12 protein-coding genes and 1 other annotated feature are annotated in these 14,983 nt (G+C 43.3%); of the genes, 7 read left to right on the plus strand and 5 right to left on the minus strand.

Going from position 1 to position 14,983, the window contains the following annotated elements:
* Positions 1-158 precede the first annotated feature (158 nt).
* Positions 159-2,153: a chorismate mutase gene (locus BM607_RS00850; RefSeq protein ID WP_071939293.1), complete on the minus strand. Its 1,995-nt coding sequence runs from the start codon at positions 2,151-2,153 to the stop codon at positions 159-161.
* 41 nt (positions 2,154-2,194) lie between these two features.
* Positions 2,195-2,311: a sequence feature (Phe leader region), on the minus strand.
* Positions 2,312-3,965: 1,654 nt separating this feature from the next.
* Positions 3,966-4,322: a ribosome-associated translation inhibitor RaiA gene (gene raiA, locus BM607_RS00855; RefSeq protein ID WP_006080799.1), complete on the minus strand. Its 357-nt coding sequence runs from the start codon at positions 4,320-4,322 to the stop codon at positions 3,966-3,968.
* A 299-nt stretch (positions 4,323-4,621) separates the two neighbouring features.
* Here raiA and BM607_RS00860 point away from each other — a divergent pair, with 299 nt between their 5' ends.
* Positions 4,622-5,314 carry a cytochrome b/b6 domain-containing protein gene (locus BM607_RS00860; RefSeq protein WP_063884545.1) on the plus strand — a complete coding sequence of 231 codons (693 nt, stop codon included), beginning with the start codon at positions 4,622-4,624 and terminating at the stop codon, positions 5,312-5,314.
* 75 nt (positions 5,315-5,389) lie between these two features.
* On the opposite strand, the gene BM607_RS00865 is transcribed toward BM607_RS00860, so the two are convergent.
* Entirely contained in the window at positions 5,390-5,839 is a 450-nt protein-coding gene (locus tag BM607_RS00865; RefSeq protein WP_006080801.1) for a cytochrome c, read from the minus strand.
* Between the two features lie 190 nt (positions 5,840-6,029).
* Between BM607_RS00865 and trpR the strand changes: the two genes are divergently transcribed.
* On the plus strand, positions 6,030-6,305 hold the full coding sequence (gene trpR / locus BM607_RS00870; protein WP_011846178.1) for a trp operon repressor: 276 nt from the start codon (positions 6,030-6,032) through the stop codon (positions 6,303-6,305).
* Between the two features lie 64 nt (positions 6,306-6,369).
* On the opposite strand, the gene BM607_RS00875 is transcribed toward trpR, so the two are convergent.
* Together BM607_RS00875 and slyD are read right to left on the minus strand one after the other, a co-directional pair.
* Positions 6,370-6,741: a hypothetical protein gene (locus BM607_RS00875; RefSeq protein ID WP_071939189.1), complete on the minus strand. Its 372-nt coding sequence runs from the start codon at positions 6,739-6,741 to the stop codon at positions 6,370-6,372.
* 236 nt (positions 6,742-6,977) lie between these two features.
* On the minus strand, positions 6,978-7,634 hold the full coding sequence (gene slyD / locus BM607_RS00880; protein WP_006085085.1) for a peptidylprolyl isomerase: 657 nt from the start codon (positions 7,632-7,634) through the stop codon (positions 6,978-6,980).
* A gap of 641 nt (positions 7,635-8,275) precedes the next feature.
* On the opposite strand from slyD, the gene thrA reads away from it, so the two are divergent.
* The 5 genes from thrA (at position 8,276) to BM607_RS00905 (ending at position 14,913) form a co-directional block, all read left to right on the plus strand.
* On the plus strand, positions 8,276-10,744 hold the full coding sequence (thrA, locus tag BM607_RS00885; protein WP_071939188.1) for a bifunctional aspartate kinase/homoserine dehydrogenase I: 2,469 nt from the start codon (positions 8,276-8,278) through the stop codon (positions 10,742-10,744).
* Positions 10,741-11,703 (plus strand): homoserine kinase, encoded by a 963-nt coding sequence (gene thrB / locus BM607_RS00890; protein WP_071939187.1) that lies wholly within the window; start codon positions 10,741-10,743, stop codon positions 11,701-11,703. The genes thrA and thrB overlap by 4 nt, the downstream gene beginning before the upstream one ends.
* 112 nt (positions 11,704-11,815) lie before the next feature.
* Entirely contained in the window at positions 11,816-13,099 is a 1,284-nt protein-coding gene (thrC, locus tag BM607_RS00895; protein ID WP_071939186.1) for a threonine synthase, read from the plus strand.
* Positions 13,100-13,463: 364 nt separating this feature from the next.
* Complete coding sequence (locus BM607_RS00900; protein WP_170927446.1) at positions 13,464-13,766, plus strand: hypothetical protein; 303 nt, start codon at positions 13,464-13,466, stop codon at positions 13,764-13,766.
* 289 nt (positions 13,767-14,055) lie between these two features.
* The gene (locus BM607_RS00905; protein ID WP_071939184.1) at positions 14,056-14,913 is read left to right on the plus strand and encodes a transporter substrate-binding domain-containing protein; all 858 of its coding nucleotides are present in this window, start codon (positions 14,056-14,058) and stop codon (positions 14,911-14,913) included.
* Positions 14,914-14,983: the final 70 nt, after the last annotated feature.

Genomic DNA, 14,983 nt, shown 5'->3' on the forward strand with positions numbered 1-14,983 from the left:
ATTGGGCAGCGATAGTAAACAATATTAAGCCTGCTAGTCATCACGCTGACTTGCAGGCTTATTTCAGTCAATCAGGGATAAAAGAAGTCTCATTTATCCCTGAATACACTTCGAACTAACCACATTTCAGTTAAGATTAAATCACTCAAGATAAAGCGCTAGTTAGCCCGATATAATTCCCGCACTACAGCGCTAATTAAATTAAGCGACTCATGGTCATCACTGCTATCGAGTGGGCAATTGAGTATCAATCCATCCACTTTAAGCTGCTTAATACCTTGGGTTTGAACCAGTAGGGCATCATCTGATACGGCATAGCTAGGGTTGATCAAAATGGGCAAATGACTCGTGGCTTTAATCTGGATCAGGCTCGTTAAATCGAGTGAGGGTAGATTGGCGTTATTTAAGGTTCTAATGCCAGAGTCACACAGTATCAGTTGCTGATTACCTTGGCTTAAGATCACTTCTGTTGCCGTGAGTAATTCTTCAAAACTTGCCATATCGTTACGTTCAAGTATCAAAGGTATTGGCAACGTACCCGCTTGAGTGAGTAAGGTTTGATTAAACATCTGCTTACCCGCTAGAAACAGCATATCGGCGTGCTGAACGGCTAATGGCATATCGGCTTCTTGCTCTATGGCAATAATGCACACTAGACCATATTGATGCAGGATTTGGCGCAGTTTAGCTAGGGTCACTTCCGCCATAGCCACTTGATTAACGCTATTGAGCAGAACCGCTTGGAATCCCGCTTCTTTAAGCTGTTTCACTTGCTGCTCGAAAGCCGATAACGCTAAGTGTGAAATGTCATTATTCAGCGTGATTTGCGCTATGGCACCGACATGCCCGGCACCGATTGTCATTGCACCGCAGTTGATCTCACTGGCTTGCTCCTTATAGGCTTTGCTATATCGAACAGGGCTGGTCTTTGCTCCATTCTCGCTGATGACTTGATCCTTAGAGGTGCTAGGTTCAATCAGTAACTGGCTGTTGCTCAGCTGCGTGGGCTTGACTGTTTCACAAGGATAACAGCCTAATACTTTGATAAAACGGGTGATCCGCTCAAGTTGCTTTAAACCCGCCTGCATAGATTCACTGGAGATATTCGCGTCGATATCCAAATAGAACATCTCTTCCCAAGGTGTTCCTGGAATCGGGCGTGACTCTAATTTACTCATGTTTAACTGATGCGCTTTCAGAACCAGCAGAGCTTCCACTAAAGCCCCAGCTTTTTGGCCCGTCGCCATGATCAACGTGGTCTTAGCGGGTAACTGCTCTGGCACGGCAACCGCTTTGCGGGCAACAACGATAAAGCGGCTTTGATTGATCTTCTGATTCGCTAAGCCCGCTTCTATCGACTCTAGTTGATAGAGTGCACCACCTTCGGCGCTACCAATGGCTGCTGCACTGTTATCTGGACTTTGGTTTACCTTGTCCATTGCTTCTGCGCTGCTTGAGCAGTACTCCAGTCTCAAGTCTTTGTGCTGACTTAAATATCTGCTGCATTGGCTAATAGGCTGAGGGTGGGCATAGACAGTTTTGATGTCAGCTAATTGACTGCCAGCTTTTCCTAGTAGGCAATGGCTGACTTCAATCGTCGTTTCACCAACGATCGATAGACTGGTGTGCTGCAGTACATCGTAGACTTCGTTGATTGAACCCGAGGAAGTGTTCTCAATCGGCAGGAAACCATAATCAGCATGCCCAGACTCAACGGCTTGCACTATTTCATCGAAACTTTGGCAACCTAAGTCCAGCATTTCAACTTGGCGGCGTTGGCAATAGCGGGTTGCTGCAAGATATGAGTAAGAGCCTCGTGCACCGAGGTAGGCGATACAATACTGCTGTTTTTGTGTTTCTGGGTTGGCACGGCCGTGAAGGTAAGCTTGTTGATTCAATACTGAATCTTCAATGATGCTTTGATAAAGGGAGATAACATAGTGGGCATCTAATCCCTTTTCTCTGCCTTCTTTCACCAGTCTAGCGAGCAGTTCTTTCTCCCTTTGAGTATCTCTGATGGGTCTGACATCCACTTCTTTACTACGGGCCACTTCTAGACTTAAGCGACGGCGTTCTGCGAGTAATGCCAGCAGTTCATTATCCAGATTGGTGATCTGCTCTCGGGTTTGATTTAAAGGCTGTGGTGTATGCATTCTGACCTCAATTGCCGCCATGTATTTTATCAATCGTTTAAGACAAAAAAGCCTCCCAGTTGGGAGGCTTTGGATTTTTACTTTCGTTTTTACACAGTAAATCCGCCTCCTAGAGTGGGGGTGTAAAAAAGAAAGTAAAAAAAGCTGCTGTTATAATTTTCATGGGCTTAAAACTAAAGGGCTAGGGCTTAGCTGTCAATCAAAACTTTCTCACAGACAGACTAAAAAGAAAGCGCACCCGGGGGTGCGCTGGTTTGAGTATGAATATATGGTCAAGCGAGTTTATCCTCCTTATGGTCAGTGTGGGACAAGGTAAAACACTCGTTTATCTTACATTTACGTGTAACAGTATAACGTTAACAACTCACTAGATAACGACTTGCATTTACAATGAACATTAACAAGTACTTTATACGGCATAGTGTATAACATTGAAACTATGCTGTTTTGCAGTACCAGCGAACTTACGTTGACATGTCTTGCACTTATATTTTAACAATAAAAACTTACATGGATCTATAACATTAAAAACTAACACTAACAAAACGAAAATTTTAAATAAACGATTTACGGCTCATTAGTTGTACTAGGTACATATTGCTGTAAAAACAGCTTAGCCTTGTCATGCGTTTAGGTCTTGCTACTTACATTGTTACTTTTTACTTTAAAACCTAACGTGTTAATACATGGAGCGTATAACAAACTCTCATTTACTGTTATTGCATTTTTCGTCAAGTCTAGATGCCCTCCTTTTTAGTTGATAATTAAACATTATTTAAGGTGTCTATAAAATATCAAAACTCAACTAACGGTAAAAGTTAACACATTACATAAAAATATTTATACGATTTACAGTTTTTACTATACAAATAACACTAAGTAAACTAATAACTTTTAATAAAACCAACGTATTGCACTTACATTAAACACTTACATTAAATCTCACGCTAAAAACGCTAACTTACATATCAGTGTAAATATGACTCACTTCAAATCACTAATCTACATCTAACTAAATGTGACAGTTGTTACCTCATTTATCTCAGTGTTTAGCACGCATTGGTGCCGACCCGTTTTACAATAAGCACTTTTGCTAATTTAGCTTTTTATTATGTGACTTTTGTTTATGTTTACCAGTGTCTCCATTGTGGATATAAAAAATTGGATAGTTAAAGGTTTCGCTAATGTACTCGTTTGTACTTGTTGCGCTGTACTCGGCTCCTTATGTTAACTCTGGTGTTCAGCAATGCCGCCTGTTTCTGGTGGTCGTCCTGTTATTCAGTCAAAATTGAGCACTACTTTTAGTGAATGCCAACATACTTGATTGTACCTAATATCAACAATATCAATATTATCAAGTTGTTCGCTTTGTGTTGCCTCCTTTCCAAACTTACTATTGAAAGTGGAACCTAGTTGAAAGTATAACGTTAAGCTTTAGAACGTGGAAATTATATGTAAAATTAATCATTAACAGTAAATCTTAGAACTTAAAACCCTTAGTGCTTAAAATCTTAGTACTTAAAACTATATAGCTTAGATTGGTCGTTCTCCTTAGTTATATCCAGTAACGTTATTTATAAATTAATATCTGTTAACCAATATATGTAAATCAAAATTTGAAACGATTTAAATTCGCACCACTTCGATTCTTGCTGTCACTTTGTAAAGTGTAGTAGGTATTTAGTCAAACGAACTGTTTTTTTTCATCATTAAAATGATTGCACTAAGCTTTTGTAAAAACTGTGATCTGATTAAATATTTCTACTTTATTGCTCTCAAAGTGATGCGTTTCTCGCACTCACTAAACTTAAATTATGCCGCATCTTCCTCCTCGTACTCGTCGTCAACTTCAACAATATTATTAGTCGGTGTTAATGATGTGGAACGTTGTGCTTCCGGTTTGTGTGTTATGCGATTGAGCTGCTTCTCTAATTTTTGGCCCATAGCGTTAATCGCAGTATATAAATTTTCATGTTTTGCTTGAGCGAAGAGTTCTCCATTTGGGATGCCAACCGATGCTTCAATTTTGAAACCAGGTTTCTCCTCCGTAATGATTACATGGGGATTTATCATTTGCACATCATGCCTTGAAAGTTTTTCGAAACGGCTTTCAATACGTTCGCGAATAGGAGATGTGACTTCAAGTTGCTTGCTAGTAATCTTTAGCATATTTCGAACCTTCTGTTGTTTCCTTGGATTTCAGATTACCAAGGTCTGCACTATAAAACGAGATCTAGATCACATTTTTGTGCCAGTTAGTTACTGTTCGTTGGATATTTGATCACTTAGACAAATATCAATAATTCCTGGCCAAAAAGCCTTGTATTGCCTGCTAAATCGGGTCATATTCGATGGGATAACTCCGCAGTCTTTGCCCTTATTTACTTATATTTACTTTAAGTTTCATCCCAAATCCCGATAAAATACCTCAACTTATTTCATTCGTTCACTTTGAGTTTGCCCATTTTATGAATATTGAACACGTTAAGATTAAGGTCTGGGATTTACCCACGCGAATTTTCCATTGGGGCATGGTGTGTCTGTTGGCACTTTTATGGTGGAGTGCTGACGCTGGCGAAATGCAGTGGCATCAAATTTTTGCTTATAGTTTGCTTATCCTCATTGGATTTAGGATCCTTTGGGGGATCATTGGTAGCGATACGGCAAGGTTTAGCCACTTTGTTCATCACCCTAAGGTTGTGCTCGACTACTTGAAAGCAATCAAAACGAAGGGAGTCTCCGTTGTGCTGGGGCACAATCCTATTGGTGGCTACATGGTTGTCGCACTGATTGGGATCATTAGCCTGCAATTAGTCACAGGCCTTTTTGCGACCGATGATATTTTTACCGAAGGTCCGCTCTATAGCTATGTCAGTTCAGATACCAGTGGATTTTTGACTTGGCTACATAAGATGAACTTTAACCTTATCCTAGCGCTGAGTGCCATTCATGTACTGGCAGTGGTTATCCATGCTATCAAGGGCGATAAGTTAGTTGGTGCTATGCTCAGTGGCTACAAGAAGGTCTCTAAGGTGGCACTGTCATCAAGCGTGAATCGTGATCTTACATTCAAGTCAGAGTGGTTTGCCTTAGTGCTGCTGGCTGTATTAGCGGCTGTAGTCTTTGTGTATTTAATGTGGCCGATAGTGCAAGTGCTATAGTTTTACGCTGAGTGTTTGAGTAACAAAAAGCCTGCTAATTAGCAGGCTTTTTGATGGACGAAAAACTAAATAGAACTAGTCTTTCTTATAAACGTCGTGACAACCTTTACAGCTTTTTCCTGTATTCATAAAGGCTTGCTTGATTTCAGCTTGATCACCTTTTTGAGCAACAGTAGCAAGAATGGCTGCATTCTCTTGGAAAGTTTTCATTTTTGCATCGAAATCAGCTCTGTCTTGCCAAACTTTGGCTAAGGCTTCAGTATCGCCTTTGTCTGAGCCATCAATAAAACCTTCGAAAGGAATTTTTGATAATGCAGCAACATTCGTTGCGCGCATTGCGAAGGTTTCCGCTTCGAAAGGTTTTTTGCCTTTCATCATGGCTGCCATATCGCCAAAGTTATAAGCAATAAGACCAAATGCAGATTGGCGGTATTCAATCGCATCTTTAGAATCTTCGAAATTGTGTGCCTGTGCAGCTGAAGCCAATAGAGTACTGGCAACGAGAGTAAGTAGTAATTTTTTCATCGTATTCTCACAAATTAGCGTCGAAGTGTGACATTGCGCTTCTATTGTACACAAATTAACTTGATGTACTAGAAGCATTTTTGTCAGTTTTTGTCTGGATAAGATGACTAAACGTAACAAGTTATTTGTATGTAGAGTAAATCTGTTAGACTGCCTATGTAATGCTTGAACAGTACTTATGAGGGTTATTATGCGAGCAAACTGGGATCTAGTATTAGAAAAAATTTTGAGCCACAGCAATTATGAAGATCTTTCTGTGTTGTTTCATTTACTGTTAACCGAAGAAGAGCGTAGTGCGGTTGCCGGACGCTTAAAGGTATTTCAGTTGTTATTGGATGGGGATATGAGCCAAAGGCACATAGCTGCAGAATATGAAGTGAGTATTGCGACGATCACGCGTTGTTCTAATTACTTGAAAAATATGTCTCCTGAACATAGAGCGAGAGTTCAAAAGTTGATTGGTTAATGCCCACATGGAAACAAGCCCTGTGGACATTTTTTGCGCTTGTTTTGGTGAATAGAACTCTGCCTTAAGGCGTGATGGGCAGCTTATGGCGACGATAGAGTGAACGACGTACCAGAATATATAAGCCGTAGCTAAGTAAGCAGATAGCCAAAATAGGGTAAAGGTCCTTGGGAAAAAATTTAAAGATAGCCAATGCCGCTATAAGATAGATGAAAGGTAAGAAGTTATAAATCATCTCGGGAAGATAGCCCGACTTACGTCGCCTTGCCGAGTCAGTTCGACGGTTTTGAGAACGCATAACATAGATCCTCGCACCTAAGACGAACACTACTGTAGCCGCAACTAGGGCATAGTTGATGTCGAGTGCAATAAAACTCGAACTACCGAGCGCCATGTAGCCAAAAGGCAAAATTTCGTAAAGGGGTTTGGTTAACATAAGCACTCCGTCGCTTAACTCAGGTTGATATCAATATCTAATTGAAAATATACATATAAAAATTGAATACATCAATTTACCAGTCAGTTATTTATCTATTACGAATAGTATAAACGCTTGCGTATAAAAAATGCACGACCTTAAATTAAGGGCGTGCATCTTAAAAGGTTAAACTATGGCAGTTCAACCGCTTAGGGATAAACTATTTCTAGCTCACCTTGGGCATCAATCTGTATCTAGCCGCGGCAACCACAGCCGCCATTGCCGTCACAACCTGTTTTAGGTGTGTCACAGGCTTCATGCTCTTCATGGTGATGTCCATGATCGTGGTCTGAACCACCACAACATCCGCCAGCTTCTTCTTTACCTGAACCGCCACAGCATCCACCGCCATGGTCGTGATCATGTCCATGACTTCCACAACCGCCTTGAGCGTGAATATGGCCATGGGCAATTTCTTCGGCAGAGGCTTCGCGAACGTCAACGATTTCGACGCTGAAGTTGAGTGATTGACCCGCTAAAGGATGGTTGCCATCGACGATAACAACATCATCTTTTACTTCCATGACTTGAACTGGGCGTTGACCCATTTCAGTTTCGGCGATGAAGCGCATACCTGGGACGATATCTTCGATATCACCAAAGGCTTCTAATGGCACGGCTTGACGTAGGCCATCGTGGTAAGGGCCATAGGCTTCTTCGGCACTAATAGTGACATCGAGTTTTTCGCCTTTGGTTTTACCATCTAATGCGGCTTCTAAACCTGGGATCAGGTTTTCAGTGCCGTGTAGATATAGCATAGGTTCAGAGTCGAAAGAGTCTTCTAATAGTCTGCCTTCTTGATCTGATAAACGGTAATGAATAGTTACCGCGCTGTGTTGAGTGATCTTCATATCGCCTCCGGTTCGGAATGTGCGCGCATAATAACGTGCTTTTTTAGTGCTGGCGATAATTTGAAGTGGCTTATGTTAGATATCGCACAGCTTTTTTTTCGGCAGATTAAAGCCTGTTTTACGCGGTGCAGCATGTGTAATGTGATTTTTGCTCATTAGCCTGTCAATTTGGCCTGAGTGATGAGGTAGAACAAATAACGCATTAGTTAAAAGTGAACTATAAATAATTATCTGAAAAATAAGTGATTTTATAATGGATTTCCTATTTGATTACGTTAACGTCAACAGTTATCTATTGCATAAATCGCATTTTTGCCCCTAGAAAACTTTATATTAACTAATCTTGATACAGTATTTTATCGTGTGTGAAGATTTGCTGATAAATAATCCATTTTAGGGGTTGACAAGCGCGGGTAAAAAAAGCAATTCTGTTTATCAAGAAATTAACATGGATTAGCCCAAACACATGCATAGCCTAGGTTTCGTAGTAACTACCATTATTACAACCACCACTACAACAATAGTGGGGGCGGGCTGATACACCCTAAAGAATTTTAACAATGAGCCCGCTTCCCACAAAGAAGCGGGCTTTTTTGTTTCTAGCTCTTATTTCTAAGTCGGGCGCGGTACAGGAGAACAAGATGAAAGTAATGAAATTTGGTGGTACCTCGCTTGCAAATTGGCAGCGATTCTCGATGGCAGCGGATATCGTTGCTCAGTCATCTAAGCTTGAACCCATAGCCACTGTGCTATCGGCCCCTGCAACTGTGACGAATGCTTTATTAGAAATGGTCGACGTAGCCGTTAAAGGTGAAGATTATTTACCTGTGCTGCAGCATGTTGAGCGGGTATTTACTTCGCTGTACCAAGACGCCGTTAACTCAGTGTTGTCGAGTGAACAAAGCGAACAGCTTTTTTCTGGACTCAATGCCCAGCTGGTGATCTGGCAGGATAGATTACGTGGTATCGGATTACTGCAAGAATGTCCCGATGGTATCCGCGCCGAAATCGTGGTTGCAGGTGAGCGTTTATCTGCAGCCTTGATGGAACAAGTGATGATTTCTAAGGGGATCACTTCGGCTCAGCTCGACCCACGCGCCTTATTTTTAGGTCGTGGTCGTCCGTTAGAATCTGTCGTTGATATCGTTGTGAGTAAGCCAAGGTTTCGCGCGTTGGCGCTAGGTGAAAAACGCGTATGGGTGATGCCAGGATTCACCGCCGCCGATGAACAGGGCAAAGTGGTGACGTTAGGCCGTAATGGTTCTGACTATTCTGCTGCCGTGCTCGCCGCCTGTTTGGATGCTTCAAGTTGTGAAATCTGGACCGATGTTGACGGTGTTTATAATACCGACCCACGTGTGGTTGCCGATGCTAAGTTGTTGTCACAACTGAGCTATCAAGAGGCAATGGAGCTTTCCTATTTTGGTGCTAAGGTGTTGCATCCTAAGACTATTGCACCTATCGCCCAGTTCCATATTCCCTGTTATATCAAAAACAGTTTTAACCCTGATGCGCCCGGCACTCTGGTATCAAACCAAGCCGATGAAACCGGCTTGCAGGTTAAAGCTATCTCTAATTTAGATAACCAGACCATGTTCGATATTTCAGGCCCAGGTATGAAAGGCATGGTTGGCATGGCGAGCCGCACTTTAGCGGCGATTTCCCGCAGCGGCGTATCTGTGTCTTTAATCACTCAAAGTTCTTCTGAATACAGCATTAGCTTCTGTGTGGCTACATCTGATTCGGCCAAAGTGAAATGGGCTTTAGAGCAAGAGTTTGAGTTAGAAATAAAAAGTGATTTGCTTGAGCCTATCGCTATGCGCCATGAGCTGGCAATTGTGTCCTTGATTGGTGATGGAATGCGCACCCACAAAGGGGTGGCGGCGCGTTTCTTCCAAGCGTTAGCGCAGGCAAGCGTGAACATTATCGCCATCGCCCAAGGATCGTCCGAGCGCTCGATTTCGACTGTGATCGAGCAGCGTAAGACTAAGCATGCGGTGGCGGCTTGTCATCAAGGCTTTTTCGATGTGCAGCAATATTTAGATGTGTTTTTAGTGGGATGCGGCAACGTGGGTGCTGGTCTGCTTGAGCAGATAAAACAACAGTCCGCCATGCTCAAAGAGCAGCACATCAGTATCCGTGTTTGCGGCATAGTGAATTCGAACAAGATGTTACTCGACAGCGCAGGCATAGATTTAAGCAACTGGTCTAGCTTGCTTGCCGATAGTCAGCAAACTTGTGATATCCCAGCGTTACTGGCGTGGGCGAAAGAGCAACAATTACTAAACCCTGTGCTGGTTGATTGTACTTCGAGCGAGCAAGTGTCGGATCTGTATTTGGATGTGATGAACTCAGGTTTGCATGTGGTCACACCGAACAAAAAGTCGAACACTCGCGATTATGCTTATTACCAAGCACTTCGCCAAACCGCCTTAAAACAGCGTCGCCAATTTTTATACGAAACCACAGTCGGCGCGGGTTTACCTGTTATCGATAACCTGAAAAAGCTGTTATTTGCGGGCGATAAACTGCATAAGTTTAATGGTATTTTATCGGGCTCTTTATCCTTTATCTTCGGCATGCTCGATGACGGCATGACACTGTCTGAAGCGACAGGTCTTGCGCGGGAAAAATGTTTTACTGAGCCAGATCCCCGTGATGATTTGAGCGGTATGGATGTGGCGCGTAAGGTGCTCATTCTTGCCCGTGAAGTGGGACTAAAGCTAGAACTCAGTGATGTGCAGGTTGAATCTGTATTGCCAGCCGAGTTTGATGATTCAGGTGATGTTGAAAGCTTTATGGCGCGTTTGCCGCAGGTTGATACTGCTATTGCCGCTAAAGTGGCGCAGGCCAAAGCCCAAGGTAAAGTACTGCGTTATGTGGGACAAATTGAAGATGGTGTGTGCCGTGTGCGTATCGCCGAAGTCGATGCACAGGATCCCCTTTATAGTGTTAAAGGCGGCGAAAATGCCTTGGCATTCTACAGCCGTTATTATCAGCCCATTCCGTTTGTGCTACGCGGTTATGGCGCAGGAACGGAAGTGACCGCCGCTGGCGCCTTTGCCGATGTATTAAGAACCTTGAATTGGACTCGTGAGGTGAGTGTATGAGTTTGACCGTTTACGCTCCAGCCTCTATGGGTAACGTGGGAGTCGGATTTGATTTACTGGGCGCCGCTTTGGCGCCTATTGATGGCAGTTTACTCGGCGACAGAGTGACTATCGCGGCGGCAGAGTCGGGTGTGAGTCTGGCGCAGACTGGTGCTTGGGCCCATAAACTGCCTGAAAATCCGCAAGACAATATAGTGTACCAATGTGCCGAATTCTTCTTAACCGCCCTGAGTAAGGCGTATTTAGAAGCGATTGGTAAAGCAGATGAAGGCGTAGCGCTGACACTGGAAAAGAACCTGCCCGTCGGCAGTGGTTTAGGTTCGAGTGCAAGCTCAGTCGTGGCTGCGTTATATGCCTTGAATGAACATTTTGACAGACCTTACAACGAACAAGCCCTGCTGGAACTGATGGGCGAGTTTGAAGGTAAGATCAGCGGCAGTGTGCACTATGACAATGTCGCCCCTTGTTACTTAGGCGGCATGCAATTGATGCTCAATGTGCCGGGCACTGTATGTGAAGCGATACCGAGTTTTAAAGAATGGTATTGGGTTGTGGCCTATCCAGGCATTTCACTCTCAACGGCGATGATGCGTAAACTCATGCCTGATCAATATGATAAAAGTGTCACTATCGATTTTGGTCGTTATTTAAGTGCCTTTGTACATGCCTCTTATCAGCAGAATGCCAAGCTTGCGATCAGCGTATTAAAAGATGTGTTAGCCGAGCCTTATCGCGCAGCTGCGATTCCGGGTTATGACAATGCCAGAGTCGCTTTAGCCGATTTAGGCATGTTGACTACGGGGATTTCCGGCAGTGGCCCAACGCTGTTTTCGATTACCGATGATTTAGCCACGGCAAATGCGGCTAAAGCTTGGTTAGAACAGCATTATTTAACCGAGGTGGGTGGCTTTGCCCACGTGTGTCGCCTCGATGAGCAAGGCACGCGTAGAGTCGATTAATTCTTATTTTTAGTATCAAGACTAAGCATTAAGGCTAAATATCAATTTTATGCATAAAGAGCATGCATCAAGAATTAGCATTTAAGGCTTAGCATCAAAAGGTCGAGTGAGCATGGAACTATATAATTTAAAACACCCTTCGCAGAAAGTGAGCTTTAAAGAAGCAGTGCAATTAGGTTTAGGTCTGGACAGAGGTTTGTTCTTTCCCACCCAAATTCCGGTCTTGGACGATATTGAAGGGCTGCTGGCGCTGCCATTTGTTGAGCGCAGTAAGAAAGTGCTCGGTGCATGGCTTGCCTCTGAATTAGGGCAAGATGCGGTAGATGAACTGGTTGAGCGTGCCTTTAACTTCGATTTACCTTTAGTTGCCGTCGATGAGCAGCGCGCTTGCCTCGAATTGTTCCACGGTCCTACTCTGGCATTTAAAGATTTTGGTGCGCGTTTTATGGCGCAATGCGTCAATGCCTTTGTCGGCGACACACGCTTAACCATTCTGACTGCGACTTCGGGTGACACTGGCGCCGCGGTTGCCGATGCCTTTTATGGGCTTGAAAAAGTCAATGTAGTGGTGCTCTATCCTAAGGGCAAGATCAGTGAGCTACAGGAAAAGATGTTCACGACTTTGGGCAAGAATATCCATACAGTTGCCGTATCGTCCGATTTTGATGCCTGCCAAGACTTAGTTAAACGCGCCTTTGATGATCCAGAAGTCCGCGAGGGGTTGAGCTTAAACTCGGCGAACTCTATTAACATCAGCCGCTTACTCGCGCAAATTTGTTATTACTTTGAAGCAGTTGCCCAGTCTAAACAACGCCACGACGCCGATCCTGTGATTTCAGTGCCAAGTGGTAACTTTGGTAACCTGACGGCGGGTTTATTCGCCAAAGCCATGGGGTTACCGGTTAAACGCTTTATCGCCGCAACCAATGCGAATGATACTGTGCCGCGCTATTTAGAAAACGGCCAATGGCAGCCCAATCAAACCCAAGCGACCATGTCTAATGCGATGGATGTGAGTGAGCCAAGTAACTGGCCGCGAGTGGAAGCCATTTGTGAGAAATTAGCATGGCCGCTGAGTAACTTAGTGGGCATGCGTTTATCTGAAGAGCAAACTTCACTGGCATTAGCTGAGTTGCATGCACAAGGTTATGTGTCTGAGCCCCATGCGGCGATTGCAGCTAAAGCCTTGTCTTTAACCTTAGTGCCTGACGAAGTGGGTATATTCTTAGGTACGGCGCATCCCGCTAAATTTAAGGATGTGGTCGATAGAGAGCTAAATCTTAACTTACCACTGCCGGTTGAACTTGAGGCCGTTGCCCATAAACCTATCTTGTCGGCTGACTTACCCGCTGATTTTGCCGCACTGAAAGCGCACTTATTCAAGATTTTAACCTAAGCTGCTTGTACTTAAAGTATTAGCCTAGCGGTGAGATAACATAGCGTTAAAGAAGAGAAGGGAGCTTAGCTCCCTTTTTTATCAGCACAATTTTTATAAATACGTTTTTATAAATACATTGCCAACAAGTACACTTTTTACAAATGCATTTTTTTATAAGCGCACTTTTTACAGATGTAAGCAAAATAACGATAAATTGATGGAACTGTGTTGCAGGTAAGCATAAAAGAACTTTTATTTAACTACATGATATTTAATTAATATTTGTAACTTATTGTATTGTCTTTGGTAATAGAAATGTGATCAAATTCACAATTTTATTAGTTTTAATTGTTTATGTTCACCCGCGTGTTTACTCAGTGGGTTGATTGATTTGTCTAGATTTTTTCTATTAAGTGTCTGTTTTTGCGTCTTAGCCTCAGGGTGCGCAACCGAGCAACGAGAGTTATATCGGCGCATAAATGTAGCCTACGATTTTGAAGTGACCCATTGCGACAGTTTTGCCATCGTCACTGGGGTGAGTCGCCGCGAGAATAATCTAGATGAAGCTAAAGAGTCTGCCATTGCTCAGGGAGAGCAATTGGGCGGCACGCACATCGTTTGGTTACAGACTGATATGGGCGATCCCACTAAGGTTGTTGCTGTTATTTATAAGTGTCAGATTTAGTTAGCTTAACCTTCAACTTGATTTCAGTTACTCAGGCGGAGTCTTTATGGCAAGTGCATTAAGTCGGCTACACTAAACGCGTTAAACTAGCTACTGTCCTTTTTTGTTGTTATTCTCCGCGCCCTATTTCGGTTAATTACTATGATCTGACTGGTGTTTATGGCGCACTGTCTAAGTGCCAACTACGCTTATTTAGGTATTAAAACACCGCGGAAGCCTGACGTTGAACCGTTTTGCTTCATCTTCATCAGGAGAGGATCGCCAACTTAAGGGGCAAGTAACTTAGCCTATGTCATTGTTTAAATACGTTCCTGTCTTATTGCTGCTTTTTTTAGCTTTGCCCGCCAAAAGTGCGTTGCAGGTTAATAGTCCTTTACCCTGTCATAAAACCATTAAAGTCGGTTATAACGACTGGCCTCCCTATGCTTGGCAAGATCCCCAAGGAGAAGCCCAAGGTTTAGATGTGGATCTGATGCGGGCATTTGCCGTGTATCTCGGCTGCGAAATCAATTTTATCAATGTACCTGCGAAGCGATCGCATCAGATGCTGAAAGCTGGACAGTTAGATGTGTTGATGGGAGCGACAATGACGGATGAACGTCAGGCTTATGCGCATTTTTCCAGTTATTATCGAGACGAAGAGCTGCGCTTATTCGTGCTCGATGAGCAAAAAGATCAGATTAATGTCGATAAGTGGGAGGACATTTTTACCAAAAAGTTACGCCTGCTTGTGCCTTCAAGCGGTTGGTATGGCGCCGATTATCAAGAGTCTCAATATCGATTAGAGCAGGAGCATTTATTGGTGTTAAGCCCTGACTCAGATAAGTCGGTACAAATGCTCACCTATGGTCGCGGGGATATGATCGTCGGCGATACTATGGCCATGCCCTATATTGCCAGTCAGCATCAACACATCAAGCTAGTGCCGCTCAAGTTAGTGTTAGATCAAAACCATATCCATTTAATGCTCAGTAAAGCGAGTATGACGCCAAACCAGTTAGAGCAGTTTAATCAGGCGATTAAGACCTTGATGGATAACGGTGAAATTGCACGCGTGATCAATAAATGGCAACAAATGTCACTGGCGAAACAATCCAACATGAGTCGCCTAAATAGTCCGCTAAAGACGCTGTACGTCAGCCCGTAATCAGTCCTTAACGTTAGCCCTTAACATTAGTTCTTAATATTAGTCCTAAACACTAGCCCTAAACACTAGC

This window comes from Shewanella sp. SACH, assembly GCF_001887095.2.
Lineage (GTDB): Bacteria > Pseudomonadota > Gammaproteobacteria > Enterobacterales > Shewanellaceae > Shewanella > Shewanella baltica.

Coding starts and splice junctions, on each gene's coding strand:
- BM607_RS00850 (WP_071939293.1), bottom strand. CDS start 2,153: ATGCATACACCACAGCCTTTAAATCAAACCCGAGAGCAGATCACCAAT.
- raiA (WP_006080799.1), bottom strand. CDS start 4,322: ATGCTAAAGATTACTAGCAAGCAACTTGAAGTCACATCTCCTATTCGC.
- BM607_RS00860 (WP_063884545.1), top strand. CDS start 4,622: ATGAATATTGAACACGTTAAGATTAAGGTCTGGGATTTACCCACGCGA.
- BM607_RS00865 (WP_006080801.1), bottom strand. CDS start 5,839: ATGAAAAAATTACTACTTACTCTCGTTGCCAGTACTCTATTGGCTTCA.
- trpR (WP_011846178.1), top strand. CDS start 6,030: ATGCGAGCAAACTGGGATCTAGTATTAGAAAAAATTTTGAGCCACAGC.
- BM607_RS00875 (WP_071939189.1), bottom strand. CDS start 6,741: ATGTTAACCAAACCCCTTTACGAAATTTTGCCTTTTGGCTACATGGCG.
- slyD (WP_006085085.1), bottom strand. CDS start 7,634: ATGAAGATCACTCAACACAGCGCGGTAACTATTCATTACCGTTTATCA.
- thrA (WP_071939188.1), top strand. CDS start 8,276: ATGAAAGTAATGAAATTTGGTGGTACCTCGCTTGCAAATTGGCAGCGA.
- thrB (WP_071939187.1), top strand. CDS start 10,741: ATGAGTTTGACCGTTTACGCTCCAGCCTCTATGGGTAACGTGGGAGTC.
- thrC (WP_071939186.1), top strand. CDS start 11,816: ATGGAACTATATAATTTAAAACACCCTTCGCAGAAAGTGAGCTTTAAA.
- BM607_RS00905 (WP_071939184.1), top strand. CDS start 14,056: ATGTCATTGTTTAAATACGTTCCTGTCTTATTGCTGCTTTTTTTAGCT.